The following is a 16,431-nucleotide window of genomic DNA, read 5'->3' as shown; positions in this document are numbered from 1 at the left end:
GTGGTCCAGGTGTCTTTATCGGCCTTGCGGGGGCGTGTCAGCCGCCGTGTTTGTCGGCTTCCGACGTGAATGCGTCGGCAAAAAACTCTTCCGGCGGAAGGCCGCGCTGGGCGCTGTAGGCGTCACGGGCGGACTCGACCACGATGGGCGCGCCACACGCATAGACCTGGTGACCTGAGAGATCCGTAAAGTCGTCCAGCACCGCCTGGTGCACAAAGCCTGTGCGGCCAGTCCAGCCGTCCTCGGGCAGTGCGTTGGAAATGACCGGAACGTAGCACAACCACGGCAATTCGGCCACGCGGGCCTGCACCCAGTCGGCCAGGTACAGATCGCCAGGGCGACGGCCGCCCCAGTACAGCACGGTGGGGCGCCTGATGCCCTTGAACTGCAGGTGCTCGATCAGCGCCTTGATGGGGGCAAAGCCGGTGCCGGATGCCAGCAGCACGATGGGCTTGTCGGAGTCTTCGCGCAGGAAAAAACTGCCAAACGGACCTTCGACACGCAGGATTTCCTTCTCTTTCATCGCCCCAAACACATGGTCGGTGAACTTGCCGCCGGCCATGTGTCGAATGTGCAGCTCCACACCCGGTGCCTCTGCCTGGGTGTGCGGCGCATTGGCCATCGAGTAAGCGCGTCGGGCGCCGTCGCGCAGGATGAACTCGATGTACTGGCCCGCGTGGTATCGGAAGGTGTCTGCGGCAGGCAGCTGCAGGCGCACCTGCATCACGTCGTCTGATTTCTTTTCGAGCGAGGCCACGCGCACCGGCATCTTCTTGACGGGGTAGGCGCTTTCGTCGGTGACCTGGCGCGATTCGAGCACCACGTCAGACAGTGGCTGTGCGCAGCAGGTCAGCACCAGGCCTGCGGCCTCTTCGTCGGCCGTGAGGGCCTTGGATTGGTGGGCGCCGTGCTGCACGGTGCCGCTGAGTTTTTTGCACTTGCACGAGCCACAGGCGCCGTCCTTGCAGCCGTAGGGCAGGCCCACGCCACTGCGGATGGCGGCGGCCAGGATGGCTTCGCCCGCATTGGCACTGAAAGCGCGGCCACTGGGCTGCACGGTGATCTGAAACGCTGCGGTGGTGGCAGCCTCGGCGCTTGTCATGTGTGGGTATCCTTGGAGTCGTCTCTAGCTAAGCAAACGGACCCGATTTTGCCCTCAAACCAGAACCCCCTCGGCGCGCTGCCAGCGCGCTTTCGTCGCGAACGCCTGCTCATCGTGGGCTGTGGTGATGTAGGTCAACGGGTGCTGCGCCATCTGCAGACGGGCCCCGGGGCCGGGCGCATGCAGGTGTTGGCACTGACCTCCAGCGCTGGGCGGGTGGCGGAGCTGCGGGCACAAGGGGCCCGGCCTCTGGTGGGCAATCTGGACGATGCAGGCACCTTGCGCAGGCTGTCCGGCCTGGCGACGCGGGTACTGCATCTGGCGCCCCCGCCGGGGGAGGGCGCAGGGGGCGATGCCTGGTGGCGTGACCCCCGTACCGTGGCGCTGACCCGCGCGCTGCGGCTGCGCACCTTGCCAGTGTCGTTGGCCTACGCGTCCACCAGCGGTGTGTATGGCGACTGCCAGGGGGCCCTGGTGCCAGAGACTCGGGCCGTGGCCCCCGGCACACCTCGCGCCCAGCGCCGTGTGAATGCCGAGCGCGCCGTGCGCCACTTGGGCCGTGCCGGCGTGCGGGCCACCGTGTTGCGCATTCCGGGCATCTACGCCCCCGACCGCGAGGGCGGTACGCCTGAGGCCCGCTTGCGCCGGGGCACGCCTGTGCTGGTGGCCGAGGACGATGTGTTCACCAACCACATCCATGCCGAAGACCTGGCGCGCGCCTGCATGGCGGCTGTGTGGAAGGGGCGTCCGCAGCGCGCCTACAACGTGAGCGACTCCACCCACATGAAGATGGGCGACTACTTTGATCTGGCGGCTGATCTGTATGACCTGCCTCGCCCGCCGCGCGTGCCTCGCAGCACGGCGCAAGAGCAGCTGTCGCTGATGCTGCTGAGTTTCATGAGCGAATCGCGCCGGCTGGACAACCAGCGCATGCTGCGCGAGCTGGGTCTGCGGTTGCGCTACCCCAGTGTGGCCGAGGGGTTGCGAGCCTGAGAGGCTGGAGAAATCCGCACTCTCCTCACCTTGCCCACATGGGCGCCAGATCAGCGGGGGTAGCTATTGCCCTGGGCGTCGTAGCAGCGGAACACGTTGCACTGCGTGAATTTTTTGGGGGTGGGCGCCGGCGGCTGAACGGGCGTAGGCCGCACCGGGTAATGTGGTGGGGGCACGACGACTACAGGCGTCGTGGTGCTAGTTGACCGTGGGCGGGACTTCTCCACCTCCGCATAGCCCTGAGGGCCCAGGCAGTCCAGGTCGACCTGCCGCTGCGCCGCCTCCACCCGCAGGTTTTGTTCGTAGCCGCCGCCGGTGACGCTGCTCAACACCACATCCAGGTTGCGCCGTGAACGGGCGCACTCCGGGGAGCGTGCGTAGTCTGTGGTTTTGGCAGGAGCGGTCTGGTCGCGTTGTGTATTGCGCCGTGATTCGGTCTCGGCGGCGGTCGCCTCGGCCTGCAAGCGCTGCTGTTTGCGCGCCAGCGCCTCGGCGGCTTCTTCGCGCTCCTGCTGGATCTCCTGCGGAGTTTTGCGGGCCTCCACCTCACGCACGGTGGTGCCGCTGGCGCATTTGCCGTCGGTGTAGGTGACCTTGCCCGTGGCAGCGTCGGTGCAGCGCACCACCTGCGCCTGGGCACCCAATGGAGGTAGTGCGCCCAGAAAGACCACGCACAGGCCAGCGATGAGGGTATGGGTACGTGGTTTCATGGTGGCTGGAGAGTTGTGGGGGGTAGCGGGGTCAGCGCCAGGCCATCACGGCTTGTCCGGGCTGTTGGACTGCTGACGGGAGCGCCAGTCGTACGGACTCGGGGTGTAGCTGTCGGGTGCCAGGCGGCCGGGGCGGTTTTCGCGGTTGCGGCGGTCTTCGGCAGCGCGGCGATCCCGTTCGGCCTGCTCCCGGCGGGCCTGGTCCTGTTCTCGGGCTCGGCGATCCAGTTCACGGGCCTGCTGGTCGCGGCGTTCGCGTTCGCGTGCTGCCCGGTCGCGCTCAGCGCGGTCACGGTCACGCTCTCTTTCGCGCCAGTCATTGCGGTTGCGGTCGTTGTCCCACCGGTTGTCGTCGCGGTCACGTCCGCCGTAGTAGATGGCGGGCGGTGGCGGCGGGGCCGAATAGATCACGCCAGGCGCACGGTACACAGGCGGCGCCTGGTACACCGGCGGCGGGGCACTGTAGATGTAGCCTGGCTGTTCGTACACCGGGTAGCGCGGAGAGTCGTAATAAGGGTCGCCCGGCACGGTGGCACACCCCGTCACCAGGGCCCCCAGGACCGTGGCGGAAAGAATGCGGGTGATGGTGTAGGTCATGGTGATCAGACTCCGGCCGGGTGGGCGCGTTCCGCCTTGTCCGTAAAGCCCATGAAAAGCGCTCCGGTGGAGCGTTACAAATTTCAGGGGTCTGGCACAGGGGGCCAATCACTTTAGCGCGCGGGGACGGCTTTTGGTTGACTCGGCGCATGCACAGGTGCCGATGGAGGCTGTAACAACCCGTGAATATGGGGCACGCCTGCTGCTTGATATCGTCAAAAATGATAGCTATCAGAGTGCGTTTGACGGACGCAATCAACTGATTCAACCAAAAAAACGGACCCGCAAAAAACAAACGGCCCCGCAAGGCCGTTGTGTTCTAGCGGATAGGGCGCTGGTTTACTTGGGTAGTACGCGGCGGATGGTCTCCGCCAGGTCTTCCGCCACAAACTTGGCTACATAGCCATCGGCCCCGACGCTGCGCACATGGTCTTCGTTGGCCGAGCCCGACAGCGAGGAGTGGATGACCACCGGCAGCCCATGAAAGCGGGCGTCCTGCTTGATGTTGCGCGTCAGCGTGAAACCGTCCATCTCCGGCATTTCCAGGTCGGTCAACACCATGGCCACGCGGTCAAGCACCGTCTTGCCCTCGGCCTCGGCACTTTTGGCGATGGCATTGAGCCGGTCCCAGGCCTCCTTGCCGGATTTCACCATTTCATATGGCGCGTTGAGCACCTTGAGCTCTTGCTCGATGAGCGAGCGGGCCACGAACGAGTCGTCCGCCGCCAGGATGATGCAACCAGGCTTGAGCTTGAGCTTGGCGCCCACCTTTTCCTCTGTGACCTCGTGACCGTCAGAGGGCGAGATCATCTGCAGGATGGCTTCCACGTCCAGTACCTGCGCGAGGCGGGACTCGTCGGTGTTGCCGTCCAGACGGGCAATGCTGGTCACCAGCTTGCCAGCAGCGCCGCTGGTTTCCGCCGACAGCACCTGTTTCCAGTCCAGGCGCACGATGTCTTCCACCGACTCGACCGCAAACGCCTGGGTGGTGCGCGCGTACTCTGTCACCAGCATGATGTTCAGGCCCGTCTGTGGCTTGCAACCCACGATGGAGGGCAGGTCCAGCACCGGAATCACCTGTCCGCGCAGGTTCACCACCCCGAGCGAATGGGCCGTGGTGCCCGCAATCGGCGTGATGCTGGGCATGGCCACGATCTCGCGGATCTTGAAGACATTGATACCGAACAGCTCGGACTTGCCCAAGGCGCTGTCGATGCCCAGGCGAAACAGCAGCAGCTCGAACTTGTTGGTGCTGGTGAGGTTGGTCCGCTCGTCGATGTCCTGCTGGATGGCTTTCATGTTGGATCCTTCGCGCGGTAATGAAGATACGAAGATACGCGCTTTTACAAATTCTAGGACCCAAACGGCACGCGCAGTGCGCTAAATCTTCAGGCAATACCCGAATAGTGCGCTGCAGCATCCGTGCGTGGCGGCGCCGTCACACCCTGTCCGGCGTGACCGGCTCAAAGTGCACAACGGTGGGGAACGGATCGTAAAAATGGTGCAGCAGCCGTTTCCACTCCTGGTACTGGTCGGATTGGCGGAAACCCACCTCGTGGTCGGCCAGGGTGGCCCAGCGCACCAGCAGCACATAGTCCTGCGGTCGCTCCATGCAATGCCCCAGCTCATGGGACAGGTAGCCAGGCATGCAGGCAATGATGCGCTGCGCCTGGGCAAACGCCTGTTCAAACGCGCTGGTCTGGCCGGGGCGGATGGTGAGGTGGGCAATTTCCAGAATCATGGGGGTGGCCAGAGGGGTGGATGGGGCGGGGATCAGACCACATTACTGCGCTGCACGGGCTCGGGCTGGGCTGCGGTGGCCTTCATGCCGTCCGCCAGGCGGTGCAGCAGACCGAGCAGGGGCGCGTCCGACGCGTCGCAGGCCAGGCCAATGTGGCGCGAAAAGGCCAGGGGCCCGTCCAGCGGGCGGGTGAGCGCGCGGCGCGCCTGGGCTGCATGCGACTGCGGCACCACGGCCAAGCCCATGCCCGCGTCCACCATGTGCAGCAGCAGCTCCTCGCGCGCGGCGCTGGCCTGCACCTGCAGCGCAATCCCCCGCTCGGCCAGCAGCCGGATGAAGGACTGGTGCAGCGGGCAATAGGGCCACTCGATGAGGGGCAGGTTTTCAATGTCTGCCAATCCAAAGCGCCTCTTGAAGCGCAGCGGGTGCTGCTCGGGCACCAGCATCACATAGGGCTCGTGCCACAGCGGCACAAAGGTGTCGCCCGGCGGCTTGCAGTGCTCGGCCACCATGCGCAGCCGCGCCTCTTGCGCGCTGGCGGTGAGCCGCACCATGGTGTGGGGCAGCTCCTGCGCGATGTGTGCGAACAGGGGCGTGGCCTGCTGCACCATCAGGTCGTCCTGCAGGAAGATGCCCAGCGTTTCACGTGGTGCATCGCGAAAGTCGCGCACCATAGCGCTGGACTGGGCCAGCAGGCTGCAGGCGCGGGGGTACAGCCGGTGCGCGGCGGGCGTAGGCGCCAGGCCCTGGCGGCTGCGCTCGAACAGGGTGGTTTCGAGCGCATCCTCCAGCCCCTTGACGGCCATGCTGATGGACGGCTGCGCCACAAAGCAGCGGCGCGAGGCGGCCGTGACCGAGCGCTCTTCATAGGCCGCTACAAAGTAGCCCAGGGCGCGCAGGTCAAACAGCATGGTGGCAGGGCCTTTCTTGGATCAGGTTGTCAGACAGGGGTGATGGTGGTGACGGTCTCGCGGAAATAGTCCACCTGGCCGTTCTGCGAATGGCTGGTGATCCAGGTCACGGATTCCACCTCGCGCTGTTGTACCGCATAAAAGAAGCGCTGGTGAAAGTGCGTGAGCACCCAGTCATTGCCCAGCGGCTGGCTGTGGGTGTGCAGGATCTTCGTGCCGCGCGGGAACACCTCCATCCCCAGGCGCTGCACCACGGCCATCGCCTCGGCCTTGTTGCGGGCGATTTGCCAACGGGTATCGGCGTCATCGCGGTAGTGGTCAATGCGGAAGTCCACATCGTCGGCAATCGTGGCCAGCAGTGTGGGCACGTCCTGCTGCTCGAAGGCGGTCAGCACGCGGTCGATGGGGAAGGTCAGTGGCGGGTTGGTCGTCATGTCGGGTCTCCGGTGGGTGGTGGGGGCAATCCATCAAACAAACCCTGGCCAGGGAGCCGCAACTGTAGGCAGAGCGCGGCGCCCACACAACGATGGAATTTGTGGGTCCGTGCGATAAAAAATCGATGGGTGCCGACGAGCAAGGCTCGGAGCGGCTCACAAAACCCAGCGTAGCGGTTCTGGCTAGGCGCTGCGTCGCAGGCAGTGCGAGCAGTACAACAAGACGCGGCAAAGACGCCAGAAGCGTTTTGTTGGCCGCTCTCAGTCCGAAATACCGGGCACCTGCCGCAGGTAGGCATGTAGTGCCGCAATCGACTGGCGCACCTTGGCGGGCTGGGCATCGCGTTGGGGCGTGACGGCCCAGATGTCCAGCGTGCCAAACGACCAGTCGGGCAGCAGGCGCACCAGCCGCCCGGCCTGCAGTGCTTCGTGCGAGTCCATGCTGCCCACCAGCGCCAGGCCCAGCCCGGCCTCGCACATCTGCTGGATCGAGAGCTGGTTGTTGCTGGCAATGCGCGGCTCCACCCGCAGTGCGCGCGGCTCGCCGCTGGGACTGCGCAGGTCGATGAGCAACCCGCCCCCCTCGCGCGCGAAGCCCAGCCAGCTATGGGACAGCAGCGCATCCGGGTGCTGGGGCACGCCGTGTGCGGCCACCCATTCGGGTGATGCGCACAGGTACCAACTCATGCCCCCCAGGCGCCGGGCCGCCCAGGTCGAATCCGCCAGGCGCCCGTAGCGTACGGCCAGGTCGATGCGGGCGTTGATGAGGTCGATGGTGGAGTCGTCCACCAGCAGCCGCAGGCGCAGCGCCGGGTGCGCGGCCAGCAGTTCACCCAGGGCGGGTGCGATGTGCCGCGCAAACCCCACGGTGGCCGACATCCGCAATTCGCCACTGGGCGCATCGCGGGAGGCTGCCAGCTCGGCGCGCGCTTGCTCCGCCGCCGCCCACATGGCAGCGCAGCGCGCGTGGTAACGCTGGCCCGCCTCGGTGAGCGCCAACTTGCGCGTGGAGCGGTGCAGCAGCGTCACGCCGCCGTCGCTTTCGAGCTTGCGCACCTGCTGGCTCACCGCCGAAGTGCTCATGCCCAGTGCGCGCGCGGCGCCGCTCATCGAGCCGTGCTGCACCACCGAGGCAAAAACAGCCATGCGTTTGAGGTCTTCCATGCGTTCGATTGTGAAGCACAGCTTCAAAGATAAGGCAGTTTTAGCCATCTACCGCCTGTTTTGACAAGCTCCTATTCTCACTACATCACAACTTTGACCCCAAGGACATCGATATGAACATCGCCCTGATTGGCGCCACCGGTTTTGTCGGCTCGGCCGTGCTGAACGAACTGCTGCAACGCGGCCACCGTGTGACCGTGCTGGCCCGCAACCCGGGCAAACTCGCTGCCCGCGAGGCGCTGACGGTGGTCGCCGCAGACGCGCAGGACGCCACCCAGGTGGCCCAGGCTGTTGCGGGCCACGACGCGGTGGTGAGCGCCTACAACCCCGGCTGGACGGTGCCAGACATCCACGACCAGTTCCTCAAGGGCACGCGCGCCATCATCGACGGCACCAAGGCCGCCGGTGTGCGCCGACTGCTGGTGGTGGGCGGCGCAGGCAGCCTGTTCGTGGCGCCCGGCGTGCAGCTGGTGGACACGCCCCAGTTCCCGGCCGAATGGAAGCAGGGCGCCCTGGCAGCCCGCGAGGCGCTGAACTGGATCCGTACCGAAAACACGCTGGACTGGACCTTCCTCTCGCCCCCCATCCTGCTGCAGCCCGGCGAGCGCACCGGCCAGTACCGCCTGGGCGACGAGGCCCCGCTGATGAACGGCGATCAGCCTGGCAGCATCAGCGTGGCCGACCTGGCGGTGGCAATGGCCGACGAACTGGAAACACCACGCCACGTGCAAAAGCGTTTCACGGTGGCCAACTGAACAGCGCTTAGGGGTGAGTAACTCCTGATTTGATAGCTGCAAGCGCAATATCCACTGGCGCTTGCGGCACTTTTTGCTTCAAAACCGCTGGTTCATCCCGTAAACCACCGCATCGGCACCAGCACGAGGGACGGGAACAGCACCATCAGGAACATCACCGCGAACTGGGCCACCATGAACGGGATGACGCCCCGCGTCACGTCATCCATGCGCATCTTGCCCACGCCCGCCACCACATTCAGCACGGTACCGACTGGCGGGGTGATGAGCCCGATGGCGTTGTTGATGATGAACAGCACGCCGAAGTAGACCGGGTCGATGCCTGCCGCCTTCACCACGGGCATCAGCACGGGCGTGAGGATGAGGATGGTGGGCGTCATGTCCATGGCCGTGCCCACGGCCATCACCAGCACCATGATGGCGATGAGCAGCAGCGTGGGGTGTTCCATCAAGGGCTTGAGCAGGCTCACCAGCTGGCGCGGGATATCCGCCACGGTGATGAGCCAGGCGCTGACCATGGCGGCCGCCACCAGGAACATGATCACGGCGGTGGTCTTGGCGGCGCTAATGAATACGTCGGTGAGCTGGCGCCAGTGCAGCTCGCGGTAGACCAGAGTGGCCACCAGCAGCGCATAGACCGCCGCCACCGCCGCCGCTTCGGTGGGGGTGAACACGCCCATCTTCAAGCCCACGATCACGATCACCGGCAGGAACAGTGCCCAGGTCGATTCCCTGAGCGCCTGCAGCTTTTCGGCGGTGGAGGCCTTGGGCGGTGGGGTGACGTTTTCGCGCTGCGAGACCCAGTACCAGGTGATGGCAATCGCCAGCCCCATCAGCAGCCCCGGCACGATGCCGGCCAGGAACAGCTTGCTGATCGACACGTTGGCCGCCACGCCAAACACCACGAAGCCGATGGAGGGCGGAATGACCGGTGCGATGATGCCCGCCGAGGCGATGAGTCCGCCCGCTCGTGCCTTGTCGTGCCCGGCCTTCACCATCATGGGCAGCAGCAGGGCGGCCAATGCTGCGGTGTCGGCCACGGCGGAGCCCGACAGCGCCGCCAGCATGCAGGCCGCCAGGATGGCAACGAACCCCAGCCCGCCCCGCTTGTGCCCCACCAGCGTGAGCGCGAGCTTGACGATGCGCTGCGACAGCCCACCCACGTTCATGATCTCGCCCGCCAGCATGAAGAAGGGCACGGCCAGCAGCGGAAAGCTGTCGGCCCCGTTGATCACGTTCTGCGCCAGGATCTGTGCGTCAAACAGGTCCAGGTGCCACATGAGGGCGACGCCGGAGACCAGGAGCGCATAGGCGATCGGCACGCCGATGGCCATGGCGGCCAGCAGGGAGCCAAGGAAGATAAAAACGGTCATGGGAGAGCGCTCCAGGTCATTGTGGTGTGGGGCTCACTGGCGTGAGGCCGTGGGCGCGGGGGCTGTGTGCGGCAACTGGCTGCCCACGGCGGCCAGTTCTTCGGACTCGGAGATCTGCACCAATTCGCTGTCCGGCATCTGCCCCGACACGATGCGCCACAGGTCCAGCGCCAGCAGCAGCCCAGCCGCCACGGCAAACACCACGCCGGATGCGTAGAAGATGGTCATGGACGCCCCCGTGACCGGTGCATCCACATCCCAGTTGATGCGCGCCTGCGCCAGTGCGCCGCTGAACAGCAGCCAGGTGCACCAGATCATCAGCGCGTAGCTCAGGGCCAAGCAAATGCGCTGGCCCAGCGGCGGCAGACGCGCCAGCAGAAAGTCTGTGCCCAGGTGCCCGCGCTCGCGCACCGCCACGATGGCGCCCAGAAAGGTGATCCACACGAACAGCCAGCGCGAGACCTCCTCGCTGATGGCGATGCCGGAGTTGAAGGCGTAGCGCAGCACCACATTGCCGAACACCATGGCCACCATCACGGCCAGCGCCAAGGCGATGAGCAGGTTGATCCAGCGGCAGCAGCGGTCGATGAAGGCATTGAGCATGGGGTTGTCTCCTGTTTTCTTTTGACTCAGAGCGCTGTGCCCTGCAGCAGCCCGCGCTGCGCCAGGTTGGCCATGAAGGCGCGCAGGCCAAAGCGCCAGGGCGGCGCGGCCTCGCTGTGCGCCACGCGGTTGTGCAGTCCGCCCAGCCAGGCGCTCTGGATGGACACCAGATCGCCCAGGTGGTGGGTGAAGCCGCCGCCTGGCTGGCCGCGGTCTTCGATGGGGGCAAACAGCGTGCCCAGGAACAGCATGAACCCGTCCGGGTACTGGTGCGCGGCCAGCGTCTGCGCCACCAGGTCGGTGGGGTCGCGGCTGATGCTGGCCATGGTGTTGATGCCGCGCAGCTCAAAGCCGTCCGCGCCAGCCACACGCAGGTGCACGGTTTCATTGCGCACCTGCTCCAGCCCGAAGCTGCCGTCAAACAGGCGGAGGAACGGGCCCAGGGCGCACGACGCGTTGTTGTCCTTGGCCTTGCCCAGCAGCAGGGCGCTGCGGCCCTCGATGTCACGCAGGTTCACATCGTTGCCCAGCGTGGCGCCCACGATCTGGCCCCGGCTGTTCACGGCCAGTACCACCTCGGGCTCGGGGTTGTTCCAGGCCGAATCGGAGCGGATCCCGATGTCGTCGCCACAGCCCACCGAGGCCAGCACCGGCGCCTTGGTGAACACCTCGGCATCGGGGCCAATGCCCACCTCCAGGTACTGCGACCACAGGCCTTTGTCTTGCAACAGCGCCTTCAGGCGCATGGCCTCGGGCGAGCCCGGGCGAATGTCCGCCAGGTTCTGGCCGATGAGGCCGATGACCTGGCTGCGCAGGCCCTGCGCGCGGGTGGCGTCGCCGCGCGCCTGCTCTTCGATCACGCGCTCGATGAGGCTGGCCGCAAACGTCACGCCCGCCGCCTTCACCACCTGCAGGTCGCACGGGGCCAGCAGCCAGGGGCGGCTGGTGTCACGTGCGCCGGGCAGGCTGTTGGCCAGCAGGTCGTCCACGCTGCACAGGTATTGGCCGCTGGCTGTACGCACTGCCTCGGCGGGCGCCAGTGTGTCGAGCAGCGTGCTCATGGTGGGGTAGTGCGCGCTGAGGTCGTACACACCTTCGGGCCGCAGTGCCACCACGGCCGGGCCGGGCACAGCACCTTGGGGCACCCACGCCCGGCCCACCAGCGTGCCTTGCAGGCCGTCGTCGGGAAGCACTTGCAATGCGGCCTGGGGCGCACAGGCCCGTTCGGCAACTGCCGCTGCCGTCATGTTGTTCATGGAGAGTCCTTCGAAAAAGTCCGGGAAGGCGCCAGTGGCCTACCCGCTCGTTGTCAGTGGTTGTGGCGTGGCGTCTTTTCGGAGATGCGCTGAAATTCCAGCGCAAAGTCCAGCGTGGCGCCATCGGCCAATTGCCCTGTTTTCTCGCGGTACAGCGCCTCCCAGGGCGACTGGCTCGCGGGCACGGGTGGGGCGGGCAGGTCGCGCTGTCGGCGCGCGATTTCCTCGGGGGCGACCAGCGCATCGCAGCGACCGGTGTTCAGGTCGATGCGGATGGTGTCGCCGCTTTGCAGCCAGGACAGGCCCCCGCCCACGGCGCTCTCGGGCGATGCGTTGAGGATGGAAGGGCTGTCTGCCGTGCCCGACTGGCGTCCGTCGCCCAGCGTGGGCAACGTGTTGATGCCACGCCGGATCAGCGCATCGGGCGGCTGCATGTTCACCACTTCGGCCGAGCCCGGCCAGCCGATGGGGCCCGCGCCGCGCATCACCAGGATGCAGCCTTCGTCGATGTTCAGTGCCGGGTCGTTGATGCGGGTGTGGTAGTCGTCCGCACCTTCAAACACCACAGCACGGGCTTCAAAGATGCCTTCAGCGCCCGGCTGGCTGAGGTAGCGCTGGCGAAAGGCTTCGGAGATCACCGAGGTCTTCATGATCCCGAAGTCGAACAGGTTGCCACTGAGCACCATGAACCCCGCCTTGTGCATGAGCGGGTCGCTGAAGGGTCGAATCACCTCGCGGTCGTGGGTCTCGCGGCCTTGCAGGTTCTCGCCCACCGTCTTGCCGGTCACGCTGGCGCAATCGGCGTGCAGCTTTTCGGCCTGCTGCAGCTCCCACATCAGCGCGGGCACGCCGCCTGCGCGGAAGAAGCGCTCACCCAGAAACTGGCCCGCAGGCTGCATGTTCAGCAACAGCGGCAGGTCGTAGGCGTGGTTGGTCCAGTCTTGCGCGTCCAGCTGCACGCCCGCGTGGCGCGCCATGGCCATGATGTGCACCTGCGCGTTGCTGCTGCCGCCCGCCACGCTCACCACTGACAGCGCGTTCAGAAAGCTCTCGCGCGTCAGGATGCGCGATGGGCGCAGGTCTTCGTACGCCATCTCCACGATGCGCCGCCCGGTCTCGTAGGCCATCTGGCCGCGCTCACGGTACGGTGCCGGAATGGCCGCGCAGCCCGGCAGCGACAGGCCCAGCGCCTCGGCCACGGCGTTCATGGTCGATGCCGTGCCCATGGTGTTGCAGTGCCCGGCCGAGGGCGCGCTGTTGCAGGCGCGCTGCAAGAATTCTTCCTCATCAATCTCGCCCGCCGCGAGCTGGCGGCGGCTGCGCCAGATCACGGTGCCTGAGCCCACCAGCTGCCCTTCGTGCCAGCCGTCCAGCATCGGGCCGCCCGAGAGCACGATGGCCGGGATGTCCACCGTGGACGCCGCCATGATGCCCGCGGGCGTTGTCTTGTCGCAGCCCGTGGTCAGCACCACGGCATCGATGGGGTAGCCGTACAGGATCTCCACCAGCCCCAGATAGGCCAGGTTGCGGTCCAGAGCGGCCGTGGGGCGCCGGCAGTTTTCAAAGATGGGGTGCACGGGGAACTCCATCGGAATTCCGCCCGCATCGCGGATGCCGTCGCGCACGCGGCGCGCCAGGTCCAGGTGGATGCGGTTGCAGGGCGACAGGTCACTGCCCGTCTGCGCAATGCCGATGATGGGCCGGCCCGAGCGCAGCTCTTCGGGCGTGAGCCCGTAGTTCATGAACCGCTCCAGGTACAGCGCGGTCATGTCCGAGCGCTCGGGTGCGGCAAACCATTCGCGGGAGCGGAAGGGGCGGCGGGGTGTTTGGGTCATGGGGTCGGGGCGTCGCAAAAGAGGGGCTGGGCGCAGCCAGAAGCTGCGCCCTGGGGAACGAACCAAGCGCTTACTTGCTGCCCCGCGCCTTGGCCAGCTCACCCATCATTTCGCTGGTGGTTTCTTCACCAAACTCCTTGCCGTACTTGGCCAGCACGGGCTGCAGCTTGGTGCGCAGCTTGGCCTGCTCGGCGGCGGGCAGTTCGGTGATCTGCATGCCGGCCTTCTTCAGCTCGCCAAGGGCGGTTTCGCTGAAGGCGCGGATGGTCTTGCGCTCGAACAGCGTGGCCTCGCGGGCGGCCTCCTGCACGATCTTCTTTTCGTCGGCCGAGAGGCCGTCCCAGGTCTTCTTGGAAATGAGCAGCACCCAGGCGCTGTACATGTGGCGCGACAGCACCAGGTGCTTTTGCACTTCATAGAACTTGCTGGCCAGGATGGTGGCGGGCGGGTTCTCCTGGCCGTCCACGGCCTTTTGTTCCATGGCGGTGTACAGCTCGGTGAACGGCATGGGCGTGGCGTTGGTGCCCAGCGCGTTGAAGGTGTCCAGGAACAGGGGGCTCTGGATCACGCGCAGCTTCAGGCCTGCCAAATCATCGGCCGTGTTGATGGGGCGGCGCGAGTTGGTCACGTGGCGAAAGCCGTTTTCCCAAAAGCCCAGGCCGATCAGGCCCTTGTCGGGCAGCATGGCCAGCAGCTTCTGGCCGAAGGGGCCGTCGAGCAAGGCGTCGGCTTCTGCCTCGGTGTTGAAGGTGAGCGGCAGGTTCAGCACGCCAAAGGGCTTGATCAGCGACATCAGCGTGGACGAGTCCGGAATCGTCATCTCCAGCGTGCCGCCGCGCAGGGCTGAGGTCATGCTCACATCGTTGCCCAGGGCGCCGCTGGCGAACAGCTTGGCGTTCATCTTGCCGCCGCTCTTGGCCTGCAGGCGCTCGGCAAAGTGGCGCACGGCCTGGGCCTGCGGGTGGTCGTCGCTCAGGCCAATGCCGACCTTGAAGGTGTGTTCCTTGACTTGGGCCGAGACGGGGGCGGCGAGGGCGGCCAGCAGCGTGGTGGCAAGTGCCAAGGATTTGGCGAGGGAATTGAATTGCATGGTGTCTTGTCTCCGTTGGAATGGCTGACCCCGTTGGCGAGGCCTTTGGCGCCAGCGGCTTTTTGGGGCCAGCCGTCATGAACGCAAGGCGAAGGTTAGGTTTCACGCCCCGGCCGGTCCACTGAATGTTTTGCGACAATCCATTCCAAACGCTTATGAGTCCAGACGAATTTCCGGGTAAACCCTTGTCTTTGGCGCAGGCCTGTGCGCGGCTGCGCTTTCGGCATTTGCAGTTTCTGGACATCCTAGGCCGCACGCGCAACCTGCGGCTGACGGCCGAGCAGATGCATGTCACGCAACCTGCGGCGACCAAGATCCTGATGGACATCGAGGAGATCCTGGAGGCGCGCTTGTTCGACCGCCTTTCGCGTGGCATGCGGCCCAACGAGCTGGGGCTTTTTACGCTGCGCTACGCCAGCGCGGCGCTCGATGGGCAGCGCAAGTTTGTCGACGAGTTCAACGCCCTCAAGCAGGGCGGCCATGGCCATGTGACGGTGGGCGCCATCACCGGCTCGGCCGCGCATGTGCTGGTGGCCTCGGTGGTGGAGATCCAGCGCCTGCGGCCCCTCTTGGTCATCAAGATCCTGGAGCAGAGCAGCGACCAGCTCATCGCCTGGCTGGCCGAGCGCAAGATCGATCTGATGATCGGCCGCTTCACCACCGAGGACCAGCGCAGCCAGTTCCACTACGAGCACCTGTCCGCCGAGCCGCTGCACGTGGTGGGCGGGCAGCACCACCCGCTGCGCGGCGCCACCGACCTGTCGCTGACCGAGCTGGCGCACTGGCCGTGGATTCTGTACCCCGCCTCCACGGCGGTGCGCAAGGTGTCGGACGACTTGTTCGGCGGCGCGGGCCTGGCGCTCACGGCGGGGGTGGTGGAGACGCCGTCCTTCTTGTTTGCGCTGGAGCTGATGAACACCACCCACATGATGTCGCTGCAGCCCGCTGCGCTGATCCAGAAATATGTGGACCGGGGCCTGCTCTCGCGCATCCCCGTCGAGCTGCCCAACCGCATGCCCAGCTATGGCCTCATCACCCGCCTTGGGGAGTCGCCCACACCCTCGGCACAGGCCTTCATCGAGGTGTTGCGCGACACGGCGGGTGTGGCGCCGGACGTTGTGGGGGAGTGACCAGGCCCGCGCTATGCCTAGCCTCCTTCGATAACCAATGGTTATTGGAAATTGGGGCGGCCAGGCCCTGCCGTTATGCTCTGCGCCCTTTCCCGCAACCCAGGCCTTTTTCTCCATGACCGACGCACCCGACACGCCCGACACCATCCAGGAACCCCGCTGCTGGAGCGATGGGCGCTGGACGGCGCAGGTCATCAAGAACGAAGACGACGATGGCTGGGCCGTGTCCATGACGCTGAAGGGCGAGGCCGAACCCGCACTGGTGGGCCCCTGGACCATGGGCCGCGACAAGAAGAACCCCAAGCCGCTCGATGTGTCGGCCTTCCACACCCTGGTCAAGACCGCGAGCGAGGTAGTGCGCCGCCATGAGCAGCAACTGCATGCGCAGCTGAACAAGAGCGTGCACATCACCACCGCAGACGGCCAGCGCCTGCGCGTGGCGCTGGCCATCGTGCCCGATGAGGAAGGCGCCACGGCCACGCTGAGCGCGCAGGACGAGCTGGGTGAAGAGGTTGCCCGTGCGTCCGCGCCGCCCACCTTCAAGCTCACGCCCGCCAGCGCAGCGGCCTGGGCCGAAGGCGGGTTTCAGCGCGTGCGCTGAGCAGACTTCGGCGTTCAATACAGCCCACAGCCGCAGAAACCGGCACTGCCAGTGCAGGCAATCGCCTGCGCGACGGCGTACTGCGTGCCCGCCGCCTAAAATCCCACCCGTCGGCCCCGGATGACCTTCGGGGCCG

General features: G+C 66.1%; 17 protein-coding genes. 4 read left to right on the top strand and 13 right to left on the bottom strand.

The genetic code is table 11. The annotated features are described in order from the left end of the window. Positions 1–37 precede the first annotated feature (37 nt). Positions 38–1,102 (bottom strand): CDP-6-deoxy-delta-3,4-glucoseen reductase, encoded by a 1,065-nt coding sequence (locus N4G42_RS18575; protein ID WP_260668229.1) that lies wholly within the window; start codon positions 1,100–1,102, stop codon positions 38–40. 48 nt (positions 1,103–1,150) lie between these two features. Between N4G42_RS18575 and N4G42_RS18570 the strand changes: the two genes are divergently transcribed. Next, positions 1,151–2,095, top strand: coding sequence for an NAD-dependent epimerase/dehydratase family protein (locus tag N4G42_RS18570; RefSeq protein ID WP_260668228.1), 945 nt, complete (start codon positions 1,151–1,153; stop codon positions 2,093–2,095). A gap of 50 nt (positions 2,096–2,145) precedes the next feature. On the opposite strand, the gene N4G42_RS18565 is transcribed toward N4G42_RS18570, so the two are convergent. The 7 genes from N4G42_RS18565 to N4G42_RS18535 all read right to left on the bottom strand — a co-directional run bounded on the left by N4G42_RS18565 (position 2,146) and on the right by N4G42_RS18535 (position 7,652). Beyond that, entirely contained in the window at positions 2,146–2,805 is a 660-nt protein-coding gene (locus N4G42_RS18565; RefSeq protein WP_056066723.1) for a DUF4124 domain-containing protein, read from the bottom strand. Between the two features lie 45 nt (positions 2,806–2,850). After that, positions 2,851–3,402 (bottom strand): hypothetical protein, encoded by a 552-nt coding sequence (locus N4G42_RS18560; protein WP_056066726.1) that lies wholly within the window; start codon positions 3,400–3,402, stop codon positions 2,851–2,853. 339 nt (positions 3,403–3,741) lie between these two features. Next, positions 3,742–4,701: a chemotaxis protein gene (locus N4G42_RS18555; RefSeq protein WP_015015359.1), complete on the bottom strand. Its 960-nt coding sequence runs from the start codon at positions 4,699–4,701 to the stop codon at positions 3,742–3,744. Between the two features lie 139 nt (positions 4,702–4,840). Beyond that, on the bottom strand, positions 4,841–5,143 hold the full coding sequence (locus N4G42_RS18550; protein WP_260668227.1) for an antibiotic biosynthesis monooxygenase family protein: 303 nt from the start codon (positions 5,141–5,143) through the stop codon (positions 4,841–4,843). A gap of 32 nt (positions 5,144–5,175) precedes the next feature. Then, positions 5,176–6,054: a LysR family transcriptional regulator gene (locus N4G42_RS18545; protein ID WP_260668225.1), complete on the bottom strand. Its 879-nt coding sequence runs from the start codon at positions 6,052–6,054 to the stop codon at positions 5,176–5,178. Between the two features lie 29 nt (positions 6,055–6,083). After that, on the bottom strand, positions 6,084–6,488 hold the full coding sequence (locus N4G42_RS18540) for a hypothetical protein (RefSeq protein WP_260668224.1): 405 nt from the start codon (positions 6,486–6,488) through the stop codon (positions 6,084–6,086). A 261-nt stretch (positions 6,489–6,749) separates the two neighbouring features. Beyond that, positions 6,750–7,652 (bottom strand): LysR family transcriptional regulator, encoded by a 903-nt coding sequence (locus N4G42_RS18535; RefSeq protein WP_056748276.1) that lies wholly within the window; start codon positions 7,650–7,652, stop codon positions 6,750–6,752. A 113-nt stretch (positions 7,653–7,765) separates the two neighbouring features. Between N4G42_RS18535 and N4G42_RS18530 the strand changes: the two genes are divergently transcribed. Next, positions 7,766–8,407 (top strand): NAD(P)-dependent oxidoreductase, encoded by a 642-nt coding sequence (locus N4G42_RS18530; protein ID WP_260668223.1) that lies wholly within the window; start codon positions 7,766–7,768, stop codon positions 8,405–8,407. A 92-nt stretch (positions 8,408–8,499) separates the two neighbouring features. On the opposite strand, the gene N4G42_RS18525 is transcribed toward N4G42_RS18530, so the two are convergent. The 5 genes from N4G42_RS18525 to N4G42_RS18505 all read right to left on the bottom strand — a co-directional run bounded on the left by N4G42_RS18525 (position 8,500) and on the right by N4G42_RS18505 (position 14,564). Then, on the bottom strand, positions 8,500–9,780 hold the full coding sequence (locus N4G42_RS18525; protein WP_260668222.1) for a TRAP transporter large permease subunit: 1,281 nt from the start codon (positions 9,778–9,780) through the stop codon (positions 8,500–8,502). A gap of 33 nt (positions 9,781–9,813) precedes the next feature. Further along, the gene (locus N4G42_RS18520; RefSeq protein ID WP_260668221.1) at positions 9,814–10,383 is read right to left on the bottom strand and encodes a TRAP transporter small permease; all 570 of its coding nucleotides are present in this window, start codon (positions 10,381–10,383) and stop codon (positions 9,814–9,816) included. Between the two features lie 26 nt (positions 10,384–10,409). After that, positions 10,410–11,639, bottom strand: a complete 1,230-nt coding sequence (locus tag N4G42_RS18515; RefSeq protein WP_260668220.1) for a fumarylacetoacetate hydrolase family protein — start codon at positions 11,637–11,639, stop codon at positions 10,410–10,412. A gap of 53 nt (positions 11,640–11,692) precedes the next feature. Further along, positions 11,693–13,474, bottom strand: coding sequence for an IlvD/Edd family dehydratase (locus N4G42_RS18510; protein ID WP_260668219.1), 1,782 nt, complete (start codon positions 13,472–13,474; stop codon positions 11,693–11,695). A gap of 70 nt (positions 13,475–13,544) precedes the next feature. Further along, positions 13,545–14,564 carry a TRAP transporter substrate-binding protein gene (locus N4G42_RS18505; protein ID WP_260668218.1) on the bottom strand — a complete coding sequence of 340 codons (1,020 nt, stop codon included), beginning with the start codon at positions 14,562–14,564 and terminating at the stop codon, positions 13,545–13,547. 155 nt (positions 14,565–14,719) lie between these two features. On the opposite strand from N4G42_RS18505, the gene N4G42_RS18500 reads away from it, so the two are divergent. After that, the gene (locus N4G42_RS18500; protein WP_260668217.1) at positions 14,720–15,694 is read left to right on the top strand and encodes a LysR family transcriptional regulator; all 975 of its coding nucleotides are present in this window, start codon (positions 14,720–14,722) and stop codon (positions 15,692–15,694) included. A 115-nt stretch (positions 15,695–15,809) separates the two neighbouring features. Beyond that, positions 15,810–16,295, top strand: a complete 486-nt coding sequence (locus N4G42_RS18495) for a hypothetical protein (protein ID WP_176888755.1) — start codon at positions 15,810–15,812, stop codon at positions 16,293–16,295. The last annotated feature ends 136 nt before the right edge of the window (positions 16,296–16,431 follow it).

It is taken from the genome of Acidovorax sp. K2F, from assembly GCF_025246485.1.
Classification (GTDB): Bacteria; Pseudomonadota; Gammaproteobacteria; order Burkholderiales; family Burkholderiaceae_C; genus Acidovorax; species Acidovorax delafieldii.
This window is presented reverse-complemented; position numbering and strand designations above follow the sequence as displayed.

Coding starts and splice junctions, on each gene's coding strand:
- N4G42_RS18560 (WP_056066726.1), bottom strand. CDS start 3,402: ATGACCTACACCATCACCCGCATTCTTTCCGCCACGGTCCTGGGGGCC.
- N4G42_RS18540 (WP_260668224.1), bottom strand. CDS start 6,488: ATGACGACCAACCCGCCACTGACCTTCCCCATCGACCGCGTGCTGACC.
- N4G42_RS18500 (WP_260668217.1), top strand. CDS start 14,720: ATGAGTCCAGACGAATTTCCGGGTAAACCCTTGTCTTTGGCGCAGGCC.
- N4G42_RS18575 (WP_260668229.1), bottom strand. CDS start 1,102: ATGACAAGCGCCGAGGCTGCCACCACCGCAGCGTTTCAGATCACCGTG.
- N4G42_RS18565 (WP_056066723.1), bottom strand. CDS start 2,805: ATGAAACCACGTACCCATACCCTCATCGCTGGCCTGTGCGTGGTCTTT.
- N4G42_RS18555 (WP_015015359.1), bottom strand. CDS start 4,701: ATGAAAGCCATCCAGCAGGACATCGACGAGCGGACCAACCTCACCAGC.
- N4G42_RS18510 (WP_260668219.1), bottom strand. CDS start 13,474: ATGACCCAAACACCCCGCCGCCCCTTCCGCTCCCGCGAATGGTTTGCC.
- N4G42_RS18495 (WP_176888755.1), top strand. CDS start 15,810: ATGACCGACGCACCCGACACGCCCGACACCATCCAGGAACCCCGCTGC.
- N4G42_RS18520 (WP_260668221.1), bottom strand. CDS start 10,383: ATGCTCAATGCCTTCATCGACCGCTGCTGCCGCTGGATCAACCTGCTC.
- N4G42_RS18515 (WP_260668220.1), bottom strand. CDS start 11,639: ATGAACAACATGACGGCAGCGGCAGTTGCCGAACGGGCCTGTGCGCCC.
- N4G42_RS18530 (WP_260668223.1), top strand. CDS start 7,766: ATGAACATCGCCCTGATTGGCGCCACCGGTTTTGTCGGCTCGGCCGTG.
- N4G42_RS18525 (WP_260668222.1), bottom strand. CDS start 9,780: ATGACCGTTTTTATCTTCCTTGGCTCCCTGCTGGCCGCCATGGCCATC.
- N4G42_RS18535 (WP_056748276.1), bottom strand. CDS start 7,652: ATGGAAGACCTCAAACGCATGGCTGTTTTTGCCTCGGTGGTGCAGCAC.
- N4G42_RS18505 (WP_260668218.1), bottom strand. CDS start 14,564: ATGCAATTCAATTCCCTCGCCAAATCCTTGGCACTTGCCACCACGCTG.
- N4G42_RS18545 (WP_260668225.1), bottom strand. CDS start 6,054: ATGCTGTTTGACCTGCGCGCCCTGGGCTACTTTGTAGCGGCCTATGAA.
- N4G42_RS18550 (WP_260668227.1), bottom strand. CDS start 5,143: ATGATTCTGGAAATTGCCCACCTCACCATCCGCCCCGGCCAGACCAGC.